23 protein-coding genes are annotated in these 21,542 nt (G+C 69.0%); 17 read left to right on the top strand and 6 right to left on the bottom strand.

The features are described 5' to 3' along the window. Positions 1 to 73 precede the first annotated feature (73 nt). Positions 74 to 1,369, top strand: coding sequence for an exodeoxyribonuclease VII large subunit (gene xseA, locus G8A07_RS10375; protein ID WP_195796925.1), 1,296 nt, complete (start codon positions 74 to 76; stop codon positions 1,367 to 1,369). A gap of 62 nt (positions 1,370 to 1,431) precedes the next feature. Next, complete coding sequence (locus G8A07_RS10380) at positions 1,432 to 2,016, top strand: superoxide dismutase (protein WP_195796926.1); 585 nt, start codon at positions 1,432 to 1,434, stop codon at positions 2,014 to 2,016. A gap of 54 nt (positions 2,017 to 2,070) precedes the next feature. On the opposite strand, the gene G8A07_RS10385 is transcribed toward G8A07_RS10380, so the two are convergent. Next, positions 2,071 to 2,517, bottom strand: a complete 447-nt coding sequence (locus G8A07_RS10385; protein WP_195796927.1) for a DUF192 domain-containing protein — start codon at positions 2,515 to 2,517, stop codon at positions 2,071 to 2,073. 35 nt (positions 2,518 to 2,552) lie between these two features. Here G8A07_RS10385 and G8A07_RS10390 point away from each other — a divergent pair, with 35 nt between their 5' ends. Genes G8A07_RS10390 through G8A07_RS10430 form a run of 9 tightly spaced genes read left to right on the top strand, consistent with a single transcriptional unit; the run spans position 2,553 to position 10,240 of the window. After that, positions 2,553 to 4,787, top strand: coding sequence for a cation-translocating P-type ATPase (locus tag G8A07_RS10390; protein ID WP_195796928.1), 2,235 nt, complete (start codon positions 2,553 to 2,555; stop codon positions 4,785 to 4,787). Between the two features lie 6 nt (positions 4,788 to 4,793). After that, a complete protein-coding gene (ccoS, locus tag G8A07_RS10395) occupies positions 4,794 to 4,976 on the top strand; it encodes a cbb3-type cytochrome oxidase assembly protein CcoS (RefSeq protein ID WP_195796929.1) in 183 nt (60 codons plus the stop codon). A gap of 34 nt (positions 4,977 to 5,010) precedes the next feature. After that, positions 5,011 to 6,453 (top strand): cytochrome-c oxidase, cbb3-type subunit I, encoded by a 1,443-nt coding sequence (gene ccoN, locus G8A07_RS10400; RefSeq protein WP_195796930.1) that lies wholly within the window; start codon positions 5,011 to 5,013, stop codon positions 6,451 to 6,453. A gap of 16 nt (positions 6,454 to 6,469) precedes the next feature. After that, positions 6,470 to 7,093: a cytochrome-c oxidase, cbb3-type subunit II gene (gene ccoO, locus G8A07_RS10405; protein ID WP_195796931.1), complete on the top strand. Its 624-nt coding sequence runs from the start codon at positions 6,470 to 6,472 to the stop codon at positions 7,091 to 7,093. A gap of 16 nt (positions 7,094 to 7,109) precedes the next feature. Beyond that, entirely contained in the window at positions 7,110 to 7,277 is a 168-nt protein-coding gene (locus tag G8A07_RS10410; RefSeq protein WP_195796932.1) for a cbb3-type cytochrome c oxidase subunit 3, read from the top strand. Continuing rightward, complete coding sequence (gene ccoP, locus G8A07_RS10415) at positions 7,267 to 8,181, top strand: cytochrome-c oxidase, cbb3-type subunit III (RefSeq protein ID WP_195796933.1); 915 nt, start codon at positions 7,267 to 7,269, stop codon at positions 8,179 to 8,181. The genes G8A07_RS10410 and ccoP overlap by 11 nt, the downstream gene beginning before the upstream one ends. Before the next feature lie 24 nt (positions 8,182 to 8,205). Beyond that, positions 8,206 to 9,663, top strand: coding sequence for a cytochrome c oxidase accessory protein CcoG (ccoG, locus tag G8A07_RS10420; RefSeq protein WP_195796934.1), 1,458 nt, complete (start codon positions 8,206 to 8,208; stop codon positions 9,661 to 9,663). A 22-nt stretch (positions 9,664 to 9,685) separates the two neighbouring features. Then, a complete protein-coding gene (locus tag G8A07_RS10425) occupies positions 9,686 to 9,949 on the top strand; it encodes a hypothetical protein (RefSeq protein ID WP_249937294.1) in 264 nt (87 codons plus the stop codon). Between the two features lie 3 nt (positions 9,950 to 9,952). Next, complete coding sequence (locus tag G8A07_RS10430; RefSeq protein ID WP_249937295.1) at positions 9,953 to 10,240, top strand: hypothetical protein; 288 nt, start codon at positions 9,953 to 9,955, stop codon at positions 10,238 to 10,240. 411 nt (positions 10,241 to 10,651) lie between these two features. Here the strand turns inward: G8A07_RS10430 and fnr are convergent, their stop codons facing one another. After that, on the bottom strand, positions 10,652 to 11,473 hold the full coding sequence (fnr, locus tag G8A07_RS10435) for a fumarate/nitrate reduction transcriptional regulator Fnr (protein WP_371816457.1): 822 nt from the start codon (positions 11,471 to 11,473) through the stop codon (positions 10,652 to 10,654). Positions 11,474 to 11,567: 94 nt separating this feature from the next. Here fnr and hemN point away from each other — a divergent pair, with 94 nt between their 5' ends. The 3 genes from hemN (at position 11,568) to icd (ending at position 15,037) form a co-directional block, all read left to right on the top strand. Beyond that, the gene (gene hemN / locus G8A07_RS10440) at positions 11,568 to 12,980 is read left to right on the top strand and encodes an oxygen-independent coproporphyrinogen III oxidase (RefSeq protein ID WP_195796936.1); all 1,413 of its coding nucleotides are present in this window, start codon (positions 11,568 to 11,570) and stop codon (positions 12,978 to 12,980) included. Positions 12,981 to 12,990: 10 nt separating this feature from the next. Further along, on the top strand, positions 12,991 to 13,671 hold the full coding sequence (locus G8A07_RS10445) for a sulfite exporter TauE/SafE family protein (protein ID WP_195796937.1): 681 nt from the start codon (positions 12,991 to 12,993) through the stop codon (positions 13,669 to 13,671). Positions 13,672 to 13,783: 112 nt separating this feature from the next. Beyond that, on the top strand, positions 13,784 to 15,037 hold the full coding sequence (icd, locus tag G8A07_RS10450) for an NADP-dependent isocitrate dehydrogenase (protein WP_195796938.1): 1,254 nt from the start codon (positions 13,784 to 13,786) through the stop codon (positions 15,035 to 15,037). Positions 15,038 to 15,121: 84 nt separating this feature from the next. On the opposite strand, the gene G8A07_RS10455 is transcribed toward icd, so the two are convergent. Together G8A07_RS10455 and G8A07_RS10460 are read right to left on the bottom strand one after the other, a co-directional pair. Further along, positions 15,122 to 15,934, bottom strand: coding sequence for a class I SAM-dependent methyltransferase (locus tag G8A07_RS10455; RefSeq protein WP_195796939.1), 813 nt, complete (start codon positions 15,932 to 15,934; stop codon positions 15,122 to 15,124). 54 nt (positions 15,935 to 15,988) lie between these two features. Continuing rightward, complete coding sequence (locus G8A07_RS10460) at positions 15,989 to 16,924, bottom strand: DMT family transporter (RefSeq protein WP_195796940.1); 936 nt, start codon at positions 16,922 to 16,924, stop codon at positions 15,989 to 15,991. A gap of 128 nt (positions 16,925 to 17,052) precedes the next feature. Here G8A07_RS10460 and G8A07_RS10465 point away from each other — a divergent pair, with 128 nt between their 5' ends. Continuing rightward, on the top strand, positions 17,053 to 17,940 hold the full coding sequence (locus G8A07_RS10465; RefSeq protein ID WP_195796941.1) for a LysR substrate-binding domain-containing protein: 888 nt from the start codon (positions 17,053 to 17,055) through the stop codon (positions 17,938 to 17,940). A 10-nt stretch (positions 17,941 to 17,950) separates the two neighbouring features. On the opposite strand, the gene G8A07_RS10470 is transcribed toward G8A07_RS10465, so the two are convergent. Continuing rightward, positions 17,951 to 18,229 (bottom strand): hypothetical protein, encoded by a 279-nt coding sequence (locus G8A07_RS10470; protein ID WP_195796942.1) that lies wholly within the window; start codon positions 18,227 to 18,229, stop codon positions 17,951 to 17,953. A 182-nt stretch (positions 18,230 to 18,411) separates the two neighbouring features. Further along, entirely contained in the window at positions 18,412 to 18,663 is a 252-nt protein-coding gene (locus G8A07_RS10475; RefSeq protein WP_195796943.1) for a cold shock domain-containing protein, read from the bottom strand. Between the two features lie 167 nt (positions 18,664 to 18,830). Between G8A07_RS10475 and clpS the strand changes: the two genes are divergently transcribed. Further along, entirely contained in the window at positions 18,831 to 19,199 is a 369-nt protein-coding gene (gene clpS, locus G8A07_RS10480) for an ATP-dependent Clp protease adapter ClpS (RefSeq protein ID WP_195796944.1), read from the top strand. Then, positions 19,196 to 21,520 (top strand): ATP-dependent Clp protease ATP-binding subunit ClpA, encoded by a 2,325-nt coding sequence (clpA, locus tag G8A07_RS10485; protein ID WP_195796945.1) that lies wholly within the window; start codon positions 19,196 to 19,198, stop codon positions 21,518 to 21,520. The genes clpS and clpA overlap by 4 nt, the downstream gene beginning before the upstream one ends. The last annotated feature ends 22 nt before the right edge of the window (positions 21,521 to 21,542 follow it).

Consider the following 21,542-nt stretch of genomic DNA (forward strand, 5'->3'; position numbering starts at 1 on the left):
GGCCGAATGGCCCGCCAGGGCCCATGGGCCGCGGCTGTGGAGTTCTACCCCCGCGCCGGCATTGGGTTTGCGCATGGTTGAGCCCTGGAAAGCCGCACCGCAACGTGTGGTCTGGGGCGTCGCGGGCCTGCTGCGCGCGGTCTCGGATGCGCTCTCCGCACGCTTCGCGGTCTGCACCGTGCAGGGCGAGATCTCGGGCTTCACCCGCGCCGCCAGCGGCCACAGCTACTTCAGCCTGAAGGACGCCGAGGGCGAGGCCGGGCTGCTGCGCTGCGCGATGTTCCGCCGCGCCGGCGGCTACCTGGATTTCACGCCCGGCGACGGCCAACTGGTCGAGCTGCGCGGGCGGCTGGCGCTGTACGAGCCGCGCGGCGAGCTGCAGTTCATCGTCGAGAGCATGCGCCGCGCCGGTGCCGGGGCGCTGTACGAACAATTCCTGCGCCTGAAGGCCAAGCTGGAGGCGGAAGGGCTGTTCGACCCCTCGGTGAAGCGGGCGCTGCCGGCCTTCCCGCTGCGGCTGGGCGTGATCACCTCGACCGCCGGTGCCGCGCTGCACGATGTGCTGACCGCGCTGCGCCGGCGCGCGCCGCAGGTGGAGGTGATCGTCTACCCGAGCCCGGTGCAGGGCGCCGAGGCGCCGCCGGCCCTGGTGCGCGCGCTGCAGCAGGCCAACGAGCGCCTGGAGGTCGATGCGCTGCTGCTGTGCCGCGGCGGCGGCTCGCTGGAGGACCTCTGGGCCTTCAACGACGAGCGGGTCGTGCGCGCGGTGGCCGGTTCGGCCCTGCCGGTGGTCTGCGGCGTCGGCCATGAGACCGACGTGACCCTGTGCGACCTGGCCGCCGATCTGCGCGCGCCGACGCCCACCGCGGCCGCCGAGCTGGCCGCGCCGGAGCGCGCCGGCGAGCTGGAGCGGCTGCGGGCGCTGGCGCGCGCGCTGACGCGGCGCATGGACCAGCGCCTGGACAACGCCGCCCAGCGCCTGGACCGCGCTGCCCTGCTGCTGGCCCGGCCCAGCGCCGCGCTGGCGCAGCAGCGCCGCCGCCAGGCCCTGCTGGCGCAGCGCTGGGGTCAGGCCTTGCCACGGCGGGTCGAGCGCCAGCAGCAGCTGCTGGAGCAGCTGGAGGCGCGCCAGCGCCGCGCCGGCGCCGCGCTGCTGCAGCGCCAGGCGCTGCGGCTGGATGCGCTGCAGGCGCGGCTCAATGCGCTGGATCCGCGCCAGGTGCTGGCGCGTGGCTACGCCTGGCTGGACGACGGCCAGGGCCGGGCGCTGGCCTCGGTTGCCCAGCTGCAGACCGGCGCCGAGGTGCAGGCCGTGCTGGCCGATGGCGATGCGCGCATGAAGGTACTCAGCACGCGCATGAGGGAATAGACAGCTGCCTACAATGGCCGCCGGACTGAATCTTCCACCCGAACGAGCTTAGAGGAGTTGATATGGAACATACCTTGCCCGCCTTGCCCTATGCCAAGGACGCCCTGGCCCCGCATTACAGCGCCGAGACGCTGGAGTTCCACCACGGCAAGCATCACAACGCCTATGTGGTGAACCTGAACAACCTGCAGAAGGGCACCGAGTTCGAGAACAAGACGCTGGAAGAGATCGTCAAGACCTCCAGCGGCGGCATCTACAACAACGCCGCCCAGATCTGGAACCACACCTTCTTCTGGAACTGCATGAAGCCGCAGGGCGGCGGCGCTCCGAGCGGCGCGCTGGCCGACGCGATCAATGCCAAGTGGGGCAGCTACGATGCCTTCAAGGAAGCCTTCACGAAGAGCGCCGTCGGCAACTTCGGTTCCGGCTGGACCTGGCTGGTGAAGAAGGCCGATGGTTCGGTGGACATCGTCAACACCGGCGCCGCCGGCACGCCGCTGACCACCGCCGACAAGGCCCTGCTGACCGTCGACGTGTGGGAGCATGCCTACTACATCGACTACCGCAACCTGCGTCCCAAGTTCGTCGAGGCCTTCCTGAACCATCTGGTCAACTGGCAGTTCGCCGAAGCGAATTTCAGCAACTGAAGACCTGCGCCGTGAGGCGCATGAAAGCAAAAGGCCGGCTGATGCCGGCCTTTCTTATTTCCAGGGGCCGCCGCGCAGCTTGGCGCCGGCCTTGATCGCGCGCTTGCCGAACCAGCCCTGGTTCATCTCGAGCGCATAGCGCACCGGCTTGGCGGAGCAATGCGAGGCCTCGGACATCGGCTGCATGTCGGCGATGTTGACGATGCTGCCGTCGTCGGCGACGAAGGCGATCGACAGCGGCAGCTGGGTGTTCTTCATCCAGAAGCATTGCACGCCGGGCTGCTCGAACACGAACAGCATGCCGGCATTGGTCGGCATGCTGGGCCGGTGCATCAGGCCGATCGCGCGCTGCTCCTGGGTCTCGGCCACCTCGGCCTGGATCAGGTGCATGCCGGCGCTGAGCTGGGTGGCTGGCAGTTTCTGCGGCCCTTCCTGGGCCAGGGCGGAGCTGCTGATCAGGGCGGCCAGCGCCAGCGATGTGAGTGTCTTGATATAGATCATGTCGTCGGGACGGGGTGGTCCCTAGATTATGGTCCGTGAGCAGCATCGCCCTAACCCCCCCCGCCGTCGCGCCCGACCCGGCCCAGACCCTGGATGAGCCGGAGGCCCAGGCCGGCTTCACCGAGCGGCGCGGCGAGCGTGAGGCGCTGTCGCAGCTGCGTCTCTCGGGCCTGCATTGCGCGGCCTGCGCCGGCATCATCGAGCGCGCGCTGATCGGACAGCCGGGCGTGCTGTCGGCCCGCGTCAACGCGGCGGCCGAGCGCCTCCAACTGGGTTGGGATCCGCAGGCGACGCGGCTGAGCACCTTGCTGGCGCTTGTGCGCCGCGCCGGCTATGGCGCCGAGCCGGACCTGGCGGCCAGCGCGCGCGCGCTGCGCGAGCGCGAGCAGCGCCGTGCGCTGTGGCGCCTGTTCGTCGCCGGCTTCCTGATGATGCAGGTGATGATGCTGGCCTGGCCCTCCTATGTGGCGGCGCCGGGTGAACTGTCGGACGATCTGCGCCGGCTGCTGAACTGGGGCTCCTGGGTGCTGTCCCTGCCGGTGCTGCTGTTCTCGGCCGGGCCCTTCTTCGCCGGCGCCTGGGCGCAGTTGCGCACGCGCCGCCTGGGCATGGACGTGCCGGTGGCGCTGGGCATCGCGGTGACCTTCGTCGCCAGCAGCGGCGCCACCTTCGACCCCAGCGGCGCCTTCGGCCACGAGGTCTATTTCGATTCGCTGACGATGTTCGTCAGCTTCCTGCTGGCCGGGCGCTGGCTGGAACTGCGCGCGCGGCACCGCGTCGCGCGCGAGCTGGAGGGGGCGATGGGGCGGCTGCCGGAGCTGGTGGAGCGCATCGTCGACGCAGCGAGCGGCCGCAGCGAGCGGGTGGTGCCGGCGCGGCTGCGCGTCGGCGATCTGCTGCGCGTGCCGCTGGGCGCGGCCTTCGCGGCCGACGGCCGCATCGAGCAGGGCCGGACCGCCGCCGACGAGGCGCTGCTGACCGGCGAATCCGCGCCGGTGCCCAAGGGCCCGGGCGATGCGGTGGTGGCCGGCAGCCTGAACCTGCAGGCGCCGGTGCTGATGCGGGTCGAAAAGCTCGGCGCCGACACCCGTTTCGAGGCCATCGTGCGCCTGATGCGCGAGGCGCTGACGCGCCGGCCCGAGAGCCTGGCGCTGGCCGAGCGGGTGGCCGGGCCCTTTCTGTGGGTGGTGCTGCTGCTGGCGGGCGGCGCGGCGCTGGCCTGGAGCTTTGTCGCGCCGGAGCGTGCGGTCTGGGTCGCGGTGTCGGTGCTGATCGTGACCTGCCCCTGCGCACTGTCGCTGGCCGCGCCCTCGGCCTGGCTGGCCGCGGCCGGCGCGCTGGCACGGCGCGGCCTGCTGCTGGCGCGGCTGGAGCTGCTGGAGCAGATGGCCAAGGTGGACCTGGTGGTGCTGGACAAGACCGGCACCCTGAGCGAGGACGGCATGGCGCTGCAGCGCAGCGTCGGCGACCCGAGCCTGCTGCCGCGTGCGGCCGCCTTGGCGCGCCATTCGCAGCATGTGTTCGCGCGCGCGCTGGTCGCGGCCTGCGCGCAAGTTGATGAAGCGGCCGGCTGGTCCGAGATCGAGGAACTGCCGGGCCGCGGCCTGCAGGCGCGCGATGCAACCGGGCGGCTGTGGCGCCTGGGCTCGCCGACCTGGGTCGGCGGCGTCAGCGAAAGCGGCGGCCAGTTGGCCTTCGGGCCGGCCGAGGGTCAGGCCCTGCTGGTGCTGGAGTTCGGCGAGCGGCTGCGCGCCGATGCGCGCGAGGCCGTCGAGCGCCTGCATGCGCTGGGCCTGTCGACCCTGCTGCTGTCGGGCGATGCGCCGGCGCGGGTGGCGGCACTGGCCCGCGAGGCCGGCGTGGCGCGCGCGCTGGGCGGCGCCAGCCCCGAGGACAAGCTGGCCGAGGTGGCGCGGCTGCAGGCCCTGGGCCACCGCGTGCTGATGCTGGGCGACGGCGTCAACGACGCGCCGGTGCTGGCGCGCGCCGATGCCAGCCTGGCGATGGGGCAGGGCGCTTTGCTGGCGCGCGCCCAGGCCGACGGCGTGCTGCTGTCGGGCCGGCTGCTGGACCTGGTGCGGCTGCGCGAGCTGGCGCTGCGCACGCGCCGCGTGATCCGCCAGAACCTGGGCTGGGCCGCCTTCTACAACGCGTCCTGCATTCCGCTGGCGCTGGCCGGCCTGCTGCCGCCCTGGGCCGCGGGCCTGGGCATGGCGCTGAGTTCGCTGTTCGTGGTGCTGAACGCGCTGCGTCTGCAGAAAGTGAGTTGAGCCGCGATGGAAGTGATGTACCTGCTGATCCCGCTGTCGGTGCTGCTGGTGCTGGCCATCGTCGGCCTGTTCGGCTGGGCCCTGCACAGCGGCCAGCTGGAAGACCTGGAGCGCGAGGGCGAGCGCATTTTCGATCCCGAAACGCCGCCGGTTGACGGCGATCAAGCCGCGCCGGTGGGGCGCCGCTGAGAATTTTCCCGAGCATCATCAAAGGAGCGTCGTGATGACGACAGGGGCAAGCGGGCATACAGCGCCCGTATACGAGGACGGGGTTGTGCGCGCCTTTGCGCTGGCTTCCGTGTTGTGGGGCGTGGTGGGCATGCTGGTGGGGGTGATCATCGCCGCCCAGCTGACCTGGCCCGAGCTGAATCTGGGCATCTCATGGCTGAGCTACGGGCGCCTGCGACCGCTGCACACCAATGCGGTGATCTTCGCCTTCGGCGGCTGCGCGCTGTTCGCGACCGCCTACCATGTGGTGCAGCGCACCGGCCAGACGCGCCTGTTCGCGCCCAAGCTGGCCTGGGCCACCTTCTGGGGCTGGCAGCTGGTGATCGTGCTGGCCGCGATCACCCTGCCGCTGGGCATGACCAGCGGCAAGGAATACGCCGAGCTGGAATGGCCGATCGACATCCTGATCACCCTGGTGTGGGTCAGCTACGCGATCGTGTTCTTCGGCACCGTCGGCACGCGCAAGGTCAAGCATATCTACGTGGCCAACTGGTTCTTCGGCGCCTTCATCATCGCGGTGGCGGTGCTGCACCTGGTCAACAGCGCGGCGATCCCGGTCAGCTGGATCAAGAGCTACTCGGCCTATGCCGGCGTGCAGGACGCGATGGTGCAATGGTGGTACGGCCATAACGCGGTCGGCTTCTTCCTGACCGCGGGCTTCCTGGGGATGATGTACTACTACATCCCGAAGCAGGCCGAGCGCCCGGTCTACAGCTACCGCCTGTCGATCGTGCACTTCTGGGCGCTGATCTTCACCTATATGTGGGCGGGCCCGCACCATCTGCACTACACCGCGCTGCCGGACTGGGCGCAGAGCGTGGGCATGGTGTTCTCGCTGGTGCTCTTGGCGCCCAGCTGGGGCGGCATGATCAACGGCATCATGACCCTGAGCGGCGCCTGGCACAAGCTGCGCGACGACCCGATCCTGAAGTTCCTGATCGTCTCGCTCTCCTTCTACGGCATGTCGACCTTCGAGGGCCCGATGATGTCGATCAAGACGGTCAACGCGCTCTCCCACTACACCGACTGGACGGTCGGCCATGTGCACAGCGGCGCCTTGGGCTGGGTGGGTCTGATCTCGATGGGCTCGCTGTACCACCTGATCCCGCGCATGTACGGCCGCACCGAGATGTACAGCAAGCGCGCGATCGAGCTGCACTTCTGGGTCGCGACCCTGGGCATCGTGCTCTATATCGCCGCGATGTGGATCGCCGGCGTGATGCAGGGCCTGATGTGGCGCGCCACCAACCCGGACGGCACCCTGGTCTACAGCTTCGTCGAGAGCGTCAAGGCCACCTACCCCTTCTACGTGATCCGCCTGGCGGGCGGCCTGCTGTACCTGGGCGGCATGTGCGTGATGGCCTGGAACGTGGTGATGACGGCGCGGGTCGGCCGCTACCAGCCGGTGCGCGTGCCCGCGGTGCTGGCCCATGCCTGAGGAGGACAAGAACATCATGGCATCCACTACCAACAAGCCCGCGGGTCACGAGAAGATCGAGACCAGCAACTTCCTGATGATCGTGCTGGTGCTGCTGACCGTGCTGGTCGGTGGCATCGTCGAGATCGTGCCGCTGTACTTCCAGCGCTCCACCACGCAACCGGCGCCGGGCCTCAAGCCCTACACGCCGCTGCAGCTGGCCGGCCGCGACGTCTATGTGCGCGAGGGCTGCTACAACTGCCACTCGCAGATGATCCGCCCCTTCCGCGCCGAGACCCTGCGCTACGGCCATTACTCGACGGCCGGCGAGTTCGTCTACGACCACCCCTTCCAATGGGGCAGCAAGCGCACCGGCCCGGACCTGGCGCGCGTCGGCGGCAAGTACAGCGACGAATGGCACCGCATCCACCTGATCAACCCGCGCGATCTGGTGCCCGAGTCCAACATGCCGGCCTATCCCTGGCTGGCCAGCACCGGCGTGAACCCGGCCGAGATGGCGCCCAAGCTGCAGGCTCTGCGCACCCTGGGCGTGCCCTACAGCGACGCCGAGGTGGCCGGTGCGGCCGAGGCGGTCAAGGGCAAGACCGAGCTGGAGGCGGTGATCGCCTACCTGCAGGTCATGGGCACATCGCTGAAGTGACGGCTAGGAGCGCGAGATGGATATCAATGATCTGAGAAGCGCGGTGACGGTGCTGCTGCTGCTGATGTTCGCGGGCATCGTGGCCTGGGTCTACAGCGGCCGGCGCGACAAGAACACCTTCGATGAATTGGCGGCCTTGCCCCTGAAGGATGAGCAGGCGGGAGTGGTGAATCATGGGCAGTGACTTTTTCTCCAACGGCTGGTCGGTGTTCGTCGCCGCGGCCACGATCGGTGGCCTGGTGTTCTGCCTGCTGCTGCTGGTCATCGCGGCACGCCGCAAGGTGATGGCCGGCGACAACACCACCGGCCATGTCTGGGACGAGGACCTGCGCGAGCTGAACAACCCGCTGCCGCGCTGGTGGATGGGCCTGTTCGTGCTGACCGTCGTGTTCTCCGGCGTCTACCTGGCCCTGTATCCAGGCCTGGGCAGCGCCGAGGGCACCCTGAAGTGGAGCAGCACCGGCCAGTACGAGGCCGAGCAGGCCAAGGCGCGCGTCGCGCTGACCGAGGTCTATGCCAAGTACGCGGCGATGCCGGTCGAGCAGCTGGCCGGCAACACCCAGGCGATGGGCATCGGCGAGCGCCTGTTCGCCAACAACTGCGCCACCTGCCACGGCTCCGATGCCAAGGGCAGCAAGGGCTTCCCGAACCTGACCGACGGCGACTGGCTGTATGGCGGCGCGCACGAGACCATCATCGAGACCATCGGCAAGGGCCGCATCGGCCAGATGCCGCCGATGGCCGCGGCGGTCGGCAATGCCGAGGACGTGCGCAACCTGGCGCATTACGTGCTGAGCCTGTCGGGCAGCCCGCACAACTCGGTCGCCGCGCAGCTGGGCAAGGACAAGTTCACCTCCTGCGCCGCCTGCCACGGCCCGGCCGGCAAGGGCAACCCGGCCCTGGGCGCGCCGAACCTGACCGACAAGGTCTGGCTGCATGGCTGGGGCGAGGACGCGGTGGTCGCGATGATCAACGGCGGCAAGACCAACCAGATGCCCGCCCATGGCGAGCGCCTGAGCCCGGAGCAGATCCGCGTGCTGGCCGCCTATGTCTGGGGCCTGTCGCATCGCGACCCGAAGGTGCAGTGAGGAAGAAGAGCAGAAGCCATCGCCATGAATAGCAGCAGTACCCGGGCCAAGGTGATCCCGATCGCGCCGGCCGCCGAGGCCGGCGCCGAGATGGTGTCCCTGTACGAGGCGCAGAAGAAGATCTACCCGCGCACCGTGCATGGCTGGTTCGCGGCCTGGCGCTGGGTGCTGGTTTGGGCCACGCAGCTGCTGTTCTACGGCCTGCCCTGGCTGGAATGGGGCGGGCGCCAGATCCTGCTGTTCGACCTGGGCGCGCGGCGCTTCTACATCTTCGGGCTGGTGCTGTACCCGCAGGACTTCATCTACCTGACGGCGCTGCTGCTGATCTCGGCCTATGCGCTGTTCTTCTTCACCGCGGTGGCGGGGCGCCTGTGGTGCGGCTATGCCTGCCCGCAGACGGTCTACACCGAGATCTATATGTGGGTGGAGCAGAAGTTCGAGGGCGACCGCATCGCGCGCATGCGCCTGGATGCCGGCCCCTGGAACTGGAACAAGCTCTGGCGCAAGGGCGGCAAGCAGGCCGCCTGGATCGCGATCGGCCTGTGGACCGGCTTCACCTTCGTCGGCTATTTCACGCCGATCCGCGAGCTGGGCCGCGAGGTGCTGTCCTTCGGCCTCGGTCCCTGGGAATGGTTCTGGGTGCTGTTCTATGGCTTCGCCACCTATGGCAATGCCGGCTATATGCGCGAGCAGGTGTGCAAGTACATGTGCCCCTACGCGCGCTTCCAGAGCGCGATGTTCGACAAGGACACGCTGATCATCAGCTACGACGCCGAGCGCGGCGAACCCCGCGGCTCGCGCTCGAAGAAGGCCGACCCCAAGGCCCAGGGCCTGGGCTCCTGCATCGACTGCACCCTGTGCGTGCAGGTCTGCCCGACCGGCATCGACATCCGCCAGGGCCTGCAGTACGACTGCATCGGCTGCGCCGCCTGCATCGACGTCTGCAACGACGTGATGGACAAGATGGCCTATCCACGCGGTCTGATCCGCTACGACACCGAGAACGGCCTGTCCCAGCACCTGAACCGTGGCGAACGCTGGCGCCGCGTGCTGCGGCCGCGCGTGCTGGTCTACGGCGCGATCCTGCTGCTGCTGTCCGGCGCGATGCTGGCCAGCCTGGCGCTGCGCACGCCCTTCCGGGTCGACGTGCTGCGCGACCGCGCCGCACTGGCGCGCCAGATCGAGGACGGCGTGATCGAGAACGTCTACCGCCTGCAGGTGATGAACGCGACCGAGAAGCCGCAGCGCTACGAGATCGAGGCCGACGGCCTGCCGGGCCTGGCGTTGAGCCGGCCGGTGGCCCTGACCCTGGCGCCCGCCGAGGCGCGCTGGGTCTCGCTGGCGCTGCGTCTGCCGCCCGAGGGCGCGGCCGCGGCCGGCGCCGGCGCCCATGTGATCCATTTCGAGATCCGCCGCCTGGCCTCGGACGAGGACGAGGCGCGCGGCCTGCGCGAGAAGTCCACCTTCGTCGTGCCCCGCTGACCCGCCCAACCGGAGACCCCGCATGAGCATGAATGGCAACAACAGCAACGGGCCCGTCGGCCAGGCGACGCCGCGCCCCTGGTGGCGCGTCGGCATGATGTGGCTGGTGATCGGCGGGCCCAGCGCGGTGGTGCTGGCCTCCTTCGTGACCCTGGCGCTGGCGCTGGCGCATCCGGATCCGGTGATCGAGGCGAAGCGGGTCGACCCCTCGGCCGACCTGCGTCAGACCCAGGCCGAGCAGCCGGCGATGAAGGCCCGCAACCACGCCGCCACCGGCGGCCTCTGAGCGATGGGCCGCCGCGCCGGTCCGCCGCTGGCGCCCGTCGCGCCGCGGTTGCGGCCACAGCCGCAGATTCAACAACGTCTGCGCCGGCGGCTGATGGCGGCGCTGTGGCCGTCCTTCCTGATGGCCGCGGTGCTGGAGGGCCTGGTGTTCAGCCTGCTCGACCCGACCCTGCTGGAGCCGCGCATCGCTGCGGCCGGCCTGCCGCCGCTGGCGCTCTACAGCCTGGCCTTTCTGGGCTTCTGGGCCATCACGGCGTTGTCGTCCGGGTTGAGTCTGTTGCTAGCCGACTGAGGCGCGGGCGGGATCGGCGAAGAGCGCAGGAGGGCGGGCAGGCCTGCTGCTGCCTGCCAGGGCCTCGCGGCCCTGGCTTTCGCCAGGCACCGGAAGTCCACCGGACTTCCGGTGTCCGGGCTCAATCCCCCGGCCGCTGCGCGGCCTCCTCCTTGACCTCCGCATCAGGCCCACCCACCCTCCTGCGTGCGCCCTGTGGCCGATATGGGGCGTCGTCGAAGAGGCGCTGCGCCGCCAGAGCCGGGTTGCGGGTGTGCGCGCTTGCGCAGGTTAAGGAGGAGGGCCGCAGCGCGGCCCGGGGGACACGGAGCAAGCGCGTGCACCCGCAGCCCGGCGATCGCCCGAGCGTCCCACGACCGAACCATAAGAAAAGCGCCCCGCAGGGCGCTTCATCGTTGCAACATCGACCTCTCAACAGTTCGTGCTGTTCACCAGCCGTTGCAGGCCCGCCTGGTCGACGATGCGGATCTGGCGCTGCTTCACCTCCAGCAGGCCGTCCTCCTGGAACTTGGAGAAGGTGCGGCTGACCGTCTCCAGCTTCAGACCCAGGTAGCTGCCGATCTCCTCGCGCGTCATGCGCAGCACCAGGCTGGAGGCCGAGAAGCCGCGCGCCTGCAGGCGCTGGGTCAGGTTCAGCAGAAAGGCCGCCAGGCGCTCCTCGGCGCGCATGCTGCCGAGCAGCAGCATCACGCCATGGTCGCGCACGATCTCGCGGCTCATGATCTTGTGGAACTGGTGCTGCAGGTCGGTGAACTCGCGCGACAGCTCCTCCAGCTGGCCATAGGGGATCACGCAGACCTGCGAATCCTCCAGCGCGACCGCGTCGCAGCTGTGGCGGTCGTTGCTGATGCCGTCCAGGCCGAGCAGCTCGCCGGCCATCTGGAAACCGGTGACCTGGTCGCGGCCGTCCTCGGCCGAGACGCAGGTCTTGAAGAAGCCGGTGCGCACCGCAAACAGCGACTGGAAGGCATCGCCGGCGCGGAACAGGGTGTCGCCGCGCGCGACGGTGCGGCGCGTGGCGACCAGGGTGTCCAGCTGCTCCAGATCGGTCTTGGACAGGCCCACCGGCAGGCACAGCTCGCGCAGATTGCAGCTGGAGCAGGCGACCTTGAAGGGCTCGGCGCGCAGGGCCGCGTCCTGCGGCGTGGATCGGGTCAGGGTCCGGCCCGTGCATTCGCCATTGGCGGCGGGCGCGGGGCAGGGCGAGGCTTGCTGAAAGGTGGACGACATGATGCTCCTCAAGATGAGGTCCATTGTTGACCCGCCGATGCGCATGAAGCTTGACGTGCATCAAGCGCCGGCCAGCCGGGCTTGGCAAAGTGCGCTCATGCCTAACGCCTGCATCACCCCCACCGCGCCCGCCATCAGCGAGGACCTGCTGCGTCGTTACGACATCGCCGGGCCGCGCTACACCTCGTATCCGACGGCGGACCGCTTCGTCGAGGCCTTCACGGTCCAGCAGTACGAGCAGGCGCTGGCGCAGCGCGCCAGCGGCGCGCTGGTCGGCGGCGGCGCGCCGCTGTCGCTGTATGTGCACATCCCCTTCTGCGAATCGGTCTGCTACTACTGCGCCTGCAACAAGGTGATCACGCGCCACCATGAGCGCGCCGGCGAATACCTGCAGGCCCTGCTGGTCGAGATGGACCTGACCCTGGCGCGGCTGGGCCGTGCGCCGCAGGTCTCGCAGCTGCACCTGGGCGGTGGCTCGCCAACCTTCCTGAGCGACACCGAGCTGGGCGACCTGATGACGGCGATCGCCAAGCGCTTTCGCCTGACCGCCGGCGCCGAGGTGTCGATCGAGGTGGACCCGCGCACCGTCACCACCGAGCGTCTGGCGCATCTGCGCGGCCTGGGCTTCAACCGCCTGTCCTTCGGCGTGCAGGACTTCGACGCCGCGGTGCAGAAGGCGGTGCATCGCCAGCAGAGCTATGCGGATGTGGCGGCGCTGATGGCGAGCGCCCGCGCGCTCGGCTTCGAGTCGACCAATGTGGACCTGATCTACGGCCTGCCGCTGCAGACCCCGGCCTCCTTCCAGCGCACCATCGCGCAGGTGGCCGAGCTGCGGCCGGACCGCATCGCGCTGTATGCCTATGCGCATCTGCCGCAGCGCTTCAAGCCGCAGCGCCGCATCGACGTCGGCCAGCTGCCGCCAGCCGGCGACAAGCTGTCAATGCTGTCGGGCGCGATCGGCGGCTTCCTGGCCCAGGGCTACACCTATATCGGCATGGACCATTTCGCGCTGCCCGGCGATTCGCTGGCGGTGGCCAAGCGCCAGGGCCGGTTGCACCGCAACTTCCAGGGCTACAGCACCCAGGCCGACTGCGACATGATCGGGCTGGGCGTCTCGGCGATCGGCCGGGTCGGCGTGACCTACAGCCAGAACGCCAAGACCCTGGACGAGTACTACGACCTGCTGCGCCAGGGCCAGCTGCCGGTGGTGCGCGGCCTGGCGCTGAACCGCGACGACCTGCTGCGCCGCGCGATGATCATGGCGCTGATGTGCCAGGGCCGGGTCGAGTTCGAATCGATCGAGCTGGCCCATCTGATCAAGGTGCCGGAGTACTTCCGCGCCGAGCTGGAAGCGCTGCGCCCGCTGCAGGAGGCCGGCATGGTGCAGCTGCTGCCGGGCTCGATCGAGGTGACGGCGCTGGGCTGGTACTTCGTGCGCGCGGTGGCGATGGTGTTCGACCGCTATCTGCAGGCCGACCGCACGCGCGCGCAGTTCTCCAAGATCATCTGAACCAAGCGCCATGGACCTGGCCCTGATCGCCTCGGCGCTGCTGATGGGCCTGGCCGGCACGCCGCATTGCGCGCTGATGTGCGGCGCGGCCTGCACCGGCCTGGTCGGCGGCGAGCGGCGGGCGCTGTGGGGCTTCCAGCTGGCGCGGCTGGCCAGCTATGCCGCGGGCGGCGCGCTGGCGGCGGCCAGCGTCGGCTGGGCCGCGCAGCTGGGCCAGGCCAGCGCGCTGCTGCGACCGCTGTGGGTGATGCTGCACATGGCGGCGCTGGGCCTGGGCCTGTACCTGCTGTGGCGCGGGCGCCAGCCGGCCTGGCTGGAGGCGCTGGGCGCGCGCAGCGAGCGCGCGGCGGCGGGCTCGGCCACCGTGTCGCTGGCCGGCATCGGCGCGGGCCGCGCGGTCACCGGCCGCGCCACCCTGGGTGGTCTGGCCTGGCTGGCCTGGCCCTGCGGGCTGCTGCAGTCGGCCCTGGTGGTGGCCGCGCTGGCCTCCGGCCCGGCGCAGGGTGCGGCGGTGATGGGCGCGTTCGGCGCGGCCTCGGCACCGGGCCTGCTGCTCGCTCCGGTGCTGCTGCGGCGCGGTGCGGGAGGCATGCGCTGGGCGGTGCGCCTGGCCGGTCTGTGCCTGGCGGCGGCCTCGGTCTGGGCGCTGGGCCACGGGGTGTGGCAGCAGGTCGCGGACTGGTGCCGATGAACAGGCGGCGCGCCCCCAAGACTTATATAAGACTGAACGGCTGCGCAATTTTGCTGGCATAGAATCGTTCGAGCTTTTCGACCCACAACGCCTCGCGCGGAGTAGCCCACACATGTACCAACACATCACGGTGCCCGAAGGCGGGCAGAAGATCACCGTCAACGCCGACTTCTCGCTGAACGTGCCCGACCAGCCGATCATTCCCTTCATCGAGGGTGACGGCACCGGCTTCGACATCACGCCGGTGATGCTCAAGGTGGTCGATGCGGCAGTGGAGAAGGCCTACGGCGGCAAGAAGAAGATCCACTGGATGGAGATCTATGCCGGCGAGAAGGCGACCCAGGTCTATGGTCCCGATGTCTGGCTGCCCGAGGAGACCATGCAGGTCCTGCGGGACTATGTGGTCTCGATCAAGGGCCCGCTGACGACGCCGGTGGGCGGCGGCATCCGCTCGCTGAACGTGGCGCTGCGCCAGGAGCTGGACCTGTATGTGTGCCTGCGCCCGGTGCGTTACTTCAAGGGCGTGCCCTCGCCGCTGAAGGAGCCCGAGAAGACCGACATGGTGATCTTCCGCGAAAATTCGGAGGACATCTACGCCGGCATCGAGTTCGAGGCAGGCAGCGACAAGGCCAAGAAGCTGATCGCCTTCCTGCAGCATGAGTTCGGCGTCAAGAAGATCCGCTTCCCCGAGACCTCGGGCATCGGCGTCAAGCCGGTCTCGCGCGAGGGCACCGAGCGCCTGGTGCGCAAGGCCATCCAGTACGCGATCGACAACGACAAGCCCAGCGTGACCCTGGTTCACAAGGGCAACATCATGAAGTTCACCGAGGGTGGCTTCCGCGACTGGGGCTATGCGCTGGCGCAAAAGGAGTTCGGCGCCGAGCTGATCGACGGCGGCCCCTGGGTCAAGCTGAAGAATCCGCGTACCGGCAAGGATGTCGTCGTCAAGGACAGCATCGCCGACGCCTTCCTGCAGCAGATCCTGCTGCGCCCGGCCGAGTACTCGGTGATCGCGACCCTGAACCTGAACGGCGACTACATCTCCGACGCGCTGGCCGCCCAGGTCGGCGGCATCGGCATCGCGCCGGGCGGCAACATGAGCGACTCGGTTGCGATGTTCGAGGCCACCCATGGCACCGCGCCCAAGTACGCCGGCAAGGACTATGTGAACCCCGGCAGCGAGATCCTCTCGGCCGAGATGATGCTGCGCCACATGGGCTGGACCGCGGCCGCCGACCTGATCATCAGCTCGATGGAAAAGGCCGTGCTGTCGAAGAAGGTCACCTACGACTTCGCCCGCCTGCTGGATGGCGCCACCCAGGTGTCCTGCTCGGGTTTCGGGCAGGTGATGATCGACCAGATGTAAACGCTGCCCGGCGCTGAGCCGGGTTGCCCTTGAAACCCCGGTGCGTTGATTCGCCCCGGGGTTTTTTCATTGGCGATCGGAACCTTAGCCGGCCGCGACGATCACATGCGCCTGGATCCGGCCGCTCACCGGCCCCGGGCCATGCCGCCGGGCGATCGCAGCCGCGGCATGCTCGGTGGCCGACTCCAGCAGGCCGGCGTCCCGCGCCGCGATCTCATGGCGCAGCGGCGTGCCCTGGCAGTAGGCGATGGCGACGACGCGGGCCGAGGCGGCGCGGCTGGTTCCCGCGCGGGTTTCGATCGTCGGCTCGGTGAAGCCGGCGCGACGCAGATCCGCGCGGATCTGCTCGGGGTCGTGATAGCCATGCGGCGTGCGGGCCAGGAAGCGCGGCGGGTCGCGTGGAAAGAACTCGGCCAAGGCCCCGGTGACCTCGTCGGCGAAGTCGTTGGCCTCGATGCGGTCCCAGACATTGAAGACGAAGCGCCCGCCGGGTCTCAGCACGCGGCGCGCCTCGGCGAAGCCGGCGACCCGGTCGGGAAAGAACATCGCACCGAACTGGCAGCAGACGGCGTCGAAGGATGCGTCGGCGAAGGGCAGCCGCAGCGCATCCGCCTGCCGCCATGCGAGGCGCGCGTCCGGCCCCTGGCGCCGCGCGGCATGCTCGAGCATGGCCGGGTTCAGATCGGTCGCCACATAGCGCGCATCGTTACCCAGCCGCGGCGCCAGCGCCCGCGTGAGCACGCCGCTACCGGCCGCGGTCTCGAGCACCGCCGCCGGCGCGGCGGCGGCCACCAGCTCTGCCATATGGGCGGCATAGGCCTCGAAGATCAGCGGGACCATCAGCGCGTCGTAGAACCTCGGGATGGCTCCCGCGAACAGCGGGTCGTGCGCGGTCATGTACTCTTGCCGGGGGACGATGAAGCCCCATGGTGGCCGCATGGGGCGGCGCCGTCAACGCGCCGCCGGTTGGGCCGGCGCGGCGGACGGCGCTGCGCTCGGGGCCGGCCGCATCACCAGCCACAGGGCCAGCGCGATCAGGCCGCCACCCGCCGCATGCGCCAGGCTGGCGCGCTCGTCCAGCACCAGCCAGCCCCAGAACATGCCAAACAGCGGGATCAGGAAGGTGACGCTGAGCGCCTTGAGCGGGCCGACGTCGGCGATCAACCGGAAGTACAGCACATAGGCAAACGAGGTGCAAAGCAGCCCCAGCGCCAGCAGCGCGGCCCCGACCTGCGGGCCGATCTCGGCGAGCGGCGGCATCGTGTTGTCGGGCGCGGCGGCCAGCCAGCCGACGCAGGGCAGCAGCAGGAGCAGGGCACCGAGCTGGCTGCCCAGCGCCACCATGCGGCTGTCCAGGCCGCCGCGGCGTGCGATCCAACGCTGCGTCAGGAAGCCGGCCAAGCCGTAGCAGGCGGTGGCGACCAGGCAGGCGGCCACGCCCCACAACACCGGGGCGCTGGTGTCGAGCGGGCCGGTGCGGGTCAGCACCGCGACCCCGAGCAGGCCGAGCAGCACGCCCGCCGCCTTGGCCCTGCCGATATGCTCGCCGAACAGGGCGGCGCCGATCAGTACGCCCATCAGCGGCGTGGTGGCATTCAGGATCGCGCTGTAGCCGGCTGGTAGCACGCGCGCTGCCAGCGCGAACATCAGAAAAGGCAGGCCCGAGTTGATCGCGCCCAGCGCCAAGGTTGCGACGAACTTGTCGCGAAAGGACAGGGGCACACGCAGCAGCAGCACCAGGGCCAGCAGGCCGGCCGCACCGAGCGCGACACGGGCGAAGGCCGTCGGTACCGCGCCCAGGACCGGCGCGGCGATGCGCATCAGCAGGAAGCTGCCGCCCCACAAGGCGGCCAGTAGCAGGAGTCGGGTCAAGCTGGCTGGGCTCACGTTCGGTGTTCCTCCGCAGATCGCATGGATTGAGCAGGACTAAAGTCGCTGCCGAGGCATTCTCAGGACTATCTCAGCGTCGCACCAATCATTTATTCTGAATGACGATTTACTTTGGCTAAATCCTGATGTCGCTACCACCACTGGTTTCGCTGCGTTTCTTCGAGGCCACCGCGCGCCACCAGAGCGTGACCCGCGCCGCTGCCGAGCTGCATGTGACGCCGGGTGCGGTCACCCAGCAGATCCGCAAGCTCGAGGCCTTCCTGGGCTGCGCGCTGTTCGAGCGCCAGGCGCGCGGCCTGCGGCTGACCGAGCTCGGGCGCGACTACCAGGCGGCCTGCCAGGACGCGCTGGCCCTGATCGGGCGCGCGACGCAGCGACTGCTCGGCAACGGGCGCCGGCCGGCGCTGCGGATCAGCTGCACGCCGGGCTTTGCGGCGCAATGGCTGGTGCCGCGCTTGCAGGAGTACCTGCGCCGGTCGCCGCAGCTCGATGTGCAGGTCAACGCAAGCAACCGCCAGGTCGATCTGGTGAGCGAGGGTTTTCACTTCGCGGTGCGCCATGGCATCGGGCCGTATCCGGGCCTGGAGTCATTGCGGCTGCTCGACGATCTGCTGATCCCGGTCTGCGCGCCGGGCCTGCTGACACCGCGGCGCGGCAACCGGCTGGTCGGGCTGGCGGAGCTGCGGGCGCCGAACCTGCTGCACGACGAGCATCGCGAGGACTGGCGTCTTTGGGTCGAGGCCGCGGGCCTGCCCGGGCTGGACTGGCAAGGCGGCGTGGTGTTCATCGACTCGAACGCGGTGATTGAGGCGGCGCTGGCCGGGCGCGGCGTGGCGCTGTTGCGGCGCAGCCTGGTGCAGCAGGAGCTGGCGACGCGTCGTCTGCTGGCGCTGAGGGCGCCGCCGCTGAGGACACCCCTGGCCTATCACCTCCTGTACCGGAGCGAAACCCTGCTTGAGCCCGAGGCGCGGCGCTTCCTGGACTGGCTGCGGACCGAGGCGGGTCGGGACTGAGGGCTGCGGTTCAGGAGCCCTTGGCCGGCTCCGGCGGCCAGGCGCGCACCGCGTTCTTGCGGCGCCAATCCTGGGCGCGCAGCATGGCCTCGGCCGCCTCGTCGTGGCGGCGCTGTTCGGCCTCGTGGCACAGCGCGTCCCATTCCTCCAGGCTGGAGTCGCTGACCTCCAGGCCGTCGATCGCCGCGGTGCGGCCGGGCAGCAGGGCCTGGCTCGCCGCTCGCAAACGCTCGCTGAGGGTGCCGATCAGGCTCGGTGTCGCGGCGGGACGGGTGGGCTGCTGGCTCATGGCGTACTCCAACTACGCCTTCATGGTACGGATCACGCCGGGCCGCACCACCCTCGAATAAAGGGCGGGTCGCCCCCAGTATTCCGGTGAATCGCCAACTCCTGCCGCAAAAAGCAAAGGCCCGCAGCTGCGGGCCTGGTGAGCGGGGTGAGGGGGCCCCGCGCTTGCGAGCCCGAGGGCGTTCAGGCGGCGTCGCGTTCGAGCGCGATGCCCTGGATCTGCGAGCCGTCGTCCACGGGGGTGATGTTCTGTGCCAGTTGGCCCTTGGGACCCTGCACCAGATCGAAGTTCACCTTGCCGCCCTGACGCAGGGTGCGGAACCCCTCCATCTGGATGGCAGAGAAATGCGCGAACACGTCCTCTCCACCCATTTCTGGTTCAATAAAGCCGAAACCCTTGGCATCGTTGAACCATTTCACTGTACCCACAGCCATAGCCGTCTCCATCCCGGTGTTTTTACTCCGGCGCGGATTCTCAAAGCCCCGTCATGAAGCTGTCAATTCAGTACCTCCCCGGAGAGGGGTAGTACGGAGTCGGCGGCGCTGGGCGAACCAAGCCCTCTTGCAGAGTCCGGTCGTTGCCCCATCTATAGAATTGGACCATGCCAGATTTTCCCGATCAGCCACCCGTGCCGCCGCCCCAGGTTCCCCCCGCCCAGCCGGGTCGGGAGGAGGGGGAGGGCACGACCGTCCTGGAGCGGGTGCCGCAGAAAACGGAGCCGCCCCGGCTCTACCAGGTGCTGATGCTCAACGACGATTTCACGCCCATGGAATTCGTCGTCATGGTCTTACAGGAATATTTTCGTCATGACCTGGATACGGCGACCCAAATCATGCTGAAAATCCATCACGAGGGCCGCGGCGTTTGCGGTGTTTTCACCAAGGATGTGGCGGCCACCAAGGTCGAATTGGTGCTGGCGGCCGCAAGGCGCGCCGGCCACCCACTGCAGTGCATTATGGAGGCCGCATGATTGCGCAAGAGCTTGAAGTCAGCCTGCACATGGCGTTTGTCGAAGCGCGCCAGCAGCGCCACGAGTTCATCACCGTGGAACACCTGCTGATGGCCCTGCTGGACAACCCGTCGGCGGCCGAAGTACTGCGGGCCTGTTCCGCCAATATCGACGACCTGCGCAAGAGCCTGGCGCAGTTCATCAAGGAAAACACGCCCACCGTGGGCGGCACCGACGAGGTGGACACCCAGCCGACCCTGGGTTTCCAGCGCGTGATCCAGCGCGCCATCATGCATGTGCAGTCGACCGGCAGCGGCAAGAAGGAAGTGACCGGCGCGAACGTGCTGGTGGCCATCTTCGGCGAGAAGGATTCGCACGCCGTCTACTACCTGCATCAGCAGGGGGTGACGCGCCTGGACGTGGTCAACTACATCGCGCATGGCATCAAGAAGAGCGAGCCGCCCGAGCCCCCGAAGGGCCAGGAGGGCGGCAGCGGCAACGAGGCCGAGCGCGAGGAGGCCGAGGGCCAGGGCGGCGGCAAGGGTTCGCCGCTGGAGCAGTTCACCCAGAACCTGAACCAGCAGGCCAAGGACGGCAAGATCGATCCGCTGATCGGCCGCGAGGGCGAGGTGGAGCGGGTGGTGCAGGTGCTGTGCCGCCGCCGCAAGAACAATCCGCTGCTGGTCGGCGAGGCTGGCGTGGGCAAGACCGCGATCGCCGAGGGCTTGGCCTGGCGCATCACCGAGGGCGATGTGCCCGAGGTGCTGGCCGACAGCGTCGTCTACTCGCTGGACATGGGGGCACTGCTGGCGGGCACCAAGTACCGCGGCGATTTCGAGCAGCGCCTGAAGGCGGTGCTGAAGCAGCTGAAGGACCAGCCCAACGCGATCCTGTTCATCGACGAGATCCACACCCTGATCGGTGCCGGTGCGGCCTCGGGCGGCACCCTGGACGCCAGCAACCTGCTGAAGCCGGCGCTGTCCTCCGGTGCGATGAAGTGCATCGGCGCGACCACCTTCAGCGAGTACCGCGGCATCTTCGAGAAGGACGCGGCGCTCTCAAGGCGCTTCCAGAAGGTCGACGTGGTCGAGCCCTCGGTGGAGCAGACGATCGAGATCCTGAAGGGCCTGAAGTCGCGCTTCGAGGAGCATCACAGCGTCAAGTACGCGCTGGGCGCGCTGCAGGCCGCGGCCGAGCTGTCGGCCAAGTACATCAACGACCGCCATCTGCCGGACAAGGCCATCGATGTGATCGACGAGGCCGGTGCCGCGCAGCGCATCCTGCCCAAGAGCAAGCAGAAGAAGACCATCACCCGCAACGAGGTCGAGGACATCGTCGCGAAGATCGCGCGCATCCCGCCGGCCTCGGTGTCCAGCGACGACCGCGGCAAGCTCAAGAGTCTGGACCGCGACCTGAAGAGCGTGGTATTCGGCCAGGACCCGGCGATCGACGCCCTGGCCGCCGCGATCAAGATGGCGCGCTCGGGCCTGGGCAAGCCGGACAAGCCGATCGGCTCCTTCCTCTTCAGCGGCCCGACCGGCGTCGGCAAGACCGAGGTCGCCAAGCAACTGGCCTATATCCTGGGCATCGAGCTGATCCGCTTCGACATGTCCGAATACATGGAGCGCCACGCGGTCAGCCGCCTGATCGGCGCGCCTCCGGGCTATGTCGGTTTCGACCAGGGCGGCCTGCTGACCGAGGCGATCACCAAGAAGCCGCATTCGGTGCTGCTGCTCGACGAGATCGAGAAGGCGCATCCGGACGTGTTCAACGTGCTGCTGCAGGTGATGGACCATGGCTCGCTGACCGACAACAACGGGCGCAAGGCCGACTTCCGCAACGTGATCATCGTGATGACCACCAATGCGGGCGCCGAGACGATGAACAAGGCGACGATCGGCTTCACCAACGCGCGCCAGCAGGGCGACGAGATGGCCGACATCAAGCGCCTGTTCACGCCCGAATTCCGCAACCGGCTGGATGCGATCGTGTCCTTCCGGGCGCTGGACGAGGAGATCATCCTGCGCGTGGTCGACAAGTTCCTGCTGCAGCTGGAAAGCCAGCTGGCCGAGAAGAAGGTGGAGGTCACCTTCACCGATGCGCTGCGCCAGCATCTGGCCAAGAAGGGCTTCGACCCGCTGATGGGCGCGCGGCCGATGCAGCGCCTGATCCAGGACACGATCCGGCGCGCGCTGGCCGACGAGCTGCTGTTCGGCCGTCTGGTCGACGGTGGCCGCCTGACGGTGGATGTCGACGCGGCCGGCGAGGTGCAGCTGGACATCCAGGCCGCCGGTGGCAAGAAGGACAACAAACCCAAGGCCGAGCCGGCCACGGCCGGCTGACACCGGTCGACACAAGCAAGAA

This window comes from Roseateles sp. DAIF2, from assembly GCF_015624425.1.
In the GTDB taxonomy this organism is placed as follows: domain Bacteria; phylum Pseudomonadota; class Gammaproteobacteria; order Burkholderiales; family Burkholderiaceae_C; genus Kinneretia.

Excerpts from the sequence above, each read along its gene's own strand:
- xseA (WP_195796925.1), top strand. The coding sequence starts at position 74 with ATGGTTGAGCCCTGGAAAGCCGCACCGCAACGTGTGGTCTGGGGCGTC.
- G8A07_RS10380 (WP_195796926.1), top strand. The coding sequence starts at position 1,432 with ATGGAACATACCTTGCCCGCCTTGCCCTATGCCAAGGACGCCCTGGCC.
- G8A07_RS10385 (WP_195796927.1), bottom strand. The coding sequence starts at position 2,517 with ATGATCTATATCAAGACACTCACATCGCTGGCGCTGGCCGCCCTGATC.
- ccoS (WP_195796929.1), top strand. The coding sequence starts at position 4,794 with ATGGAAGTGATGTACCTGCTGATCCCGCTGTCGGTGCTGCTGGTGCTG.
- ccoN (WP_195796930.1), top strand. The coding sequence starts at position 5,011 with ATGACGACAGGGGCAAGCGGGCATACAGCGCCCGTATACGAGGACGGG.
- ccoO (WP_195796931.1), top strand. The coding sequence starts at position 6,470 with ATGGCATCCACTACCAACAAGCCCGCGGGTCACGAGAAGATCGAGACC.
- G8A07_RS10410 (WP_195796932.1), top strand. The coding sequence starts at position 7,110 with ATGGATATCAATGATCTGAGAAGCGCGGTGACGGTGCTGCTGCTGCTG.
- ccoP (WP_195796933.1), top strand. The coding sequence starts at position 7,267 with ATGGGCAGTGACTTTTTCTCCAACGGCTGGTCGGTGTTCGTCGCCGCG.
- ccoG (WP_195796934.1), top strand. The coding sequence starts at position 8,206 with ATGAATAGCAGCAGTACCCGGGCCAAGGTGATCCCGATCGCGCCGGCC.
- G8A07_RS10425 (WP_249937294.1), top strand. The coding sequence starts at position 9,686 with ATGAGCATGAATGGCAACAACAGCAACGGGCCCGTCGGCCAGGCGACG.
- G8A07_RS10430 (WP_249937295.1), top strand. The coding sequence starts at position 9,953 with ATGGGCCGCCGCGCCGGTCCGCCGCTGGCGCCCGTCGCGCCGCGGTTG.
- hemN (WP_195796936.1), top strand. The coding sequence starts at position 11,568 with ATGCCTAACGCCTGCATCACCCCCACCGCGCCCGCCATCAGCGAGGAC.
- G8A07_RS10445 (WP_195796937.1), top strand. The coding sequence starts at position 12,991 with ATGGACCTGGCCCTGATCGCCTCGGCGCTGCTGATGGGCCTGGCCGGC.
- icd (WP_195796938.1), top strand. The coding sequence starts at position 13,784 with ATGTACCAACACATCACGGTGCCCGAAGGCGGGCAGAAGATCACCGTC.
- G8A07_RS10455 (WP_195796939.1), bottom strand. The coding sequence starts at position 15,934 with ATGACCGCGCACGACCCGCTGTTCGCGGGAGCCATCCCGAGGTTCTAC.
- G8A07_RS10465 (WP_195796941.1), top strand. The coding sequence starts at position 17,053 with ATGTCGCTACCACCACTGGTTTCGCTGCGTTTCTTCGAGGCCACCGCG.
- G8A07_RS10470 (WP_195796942.1), bottom strand. The coding sequence starts at position 18,229 with ATGAGCCAGCAGCCCACCCGTCCCGCCGCGACACCGAGCCTGATCGGC.
- G8A07_RS10475 (WP_195796943.1), bottom strand. The coding sequence starts at position 18,663 with ATGGCTGTGGGTACAGTGAAATGGTTCAACGATGCCAAGGGTTTCGGC.
- clpS (WP_195796944.1), top strand. The coding sequence starts at position 18,831 with ATGCCAGATTTTCCCGATCAGCCACCCGTGCCGCCGCCCCAGGTTCCC.
- clpA (WP_195796945.1), top strand. The coding sequence starts at position 19,196 with ATGATTGCGCAAGAGCTTGAAGTCAGCCTGCACATGGCGTTTGTCGAA.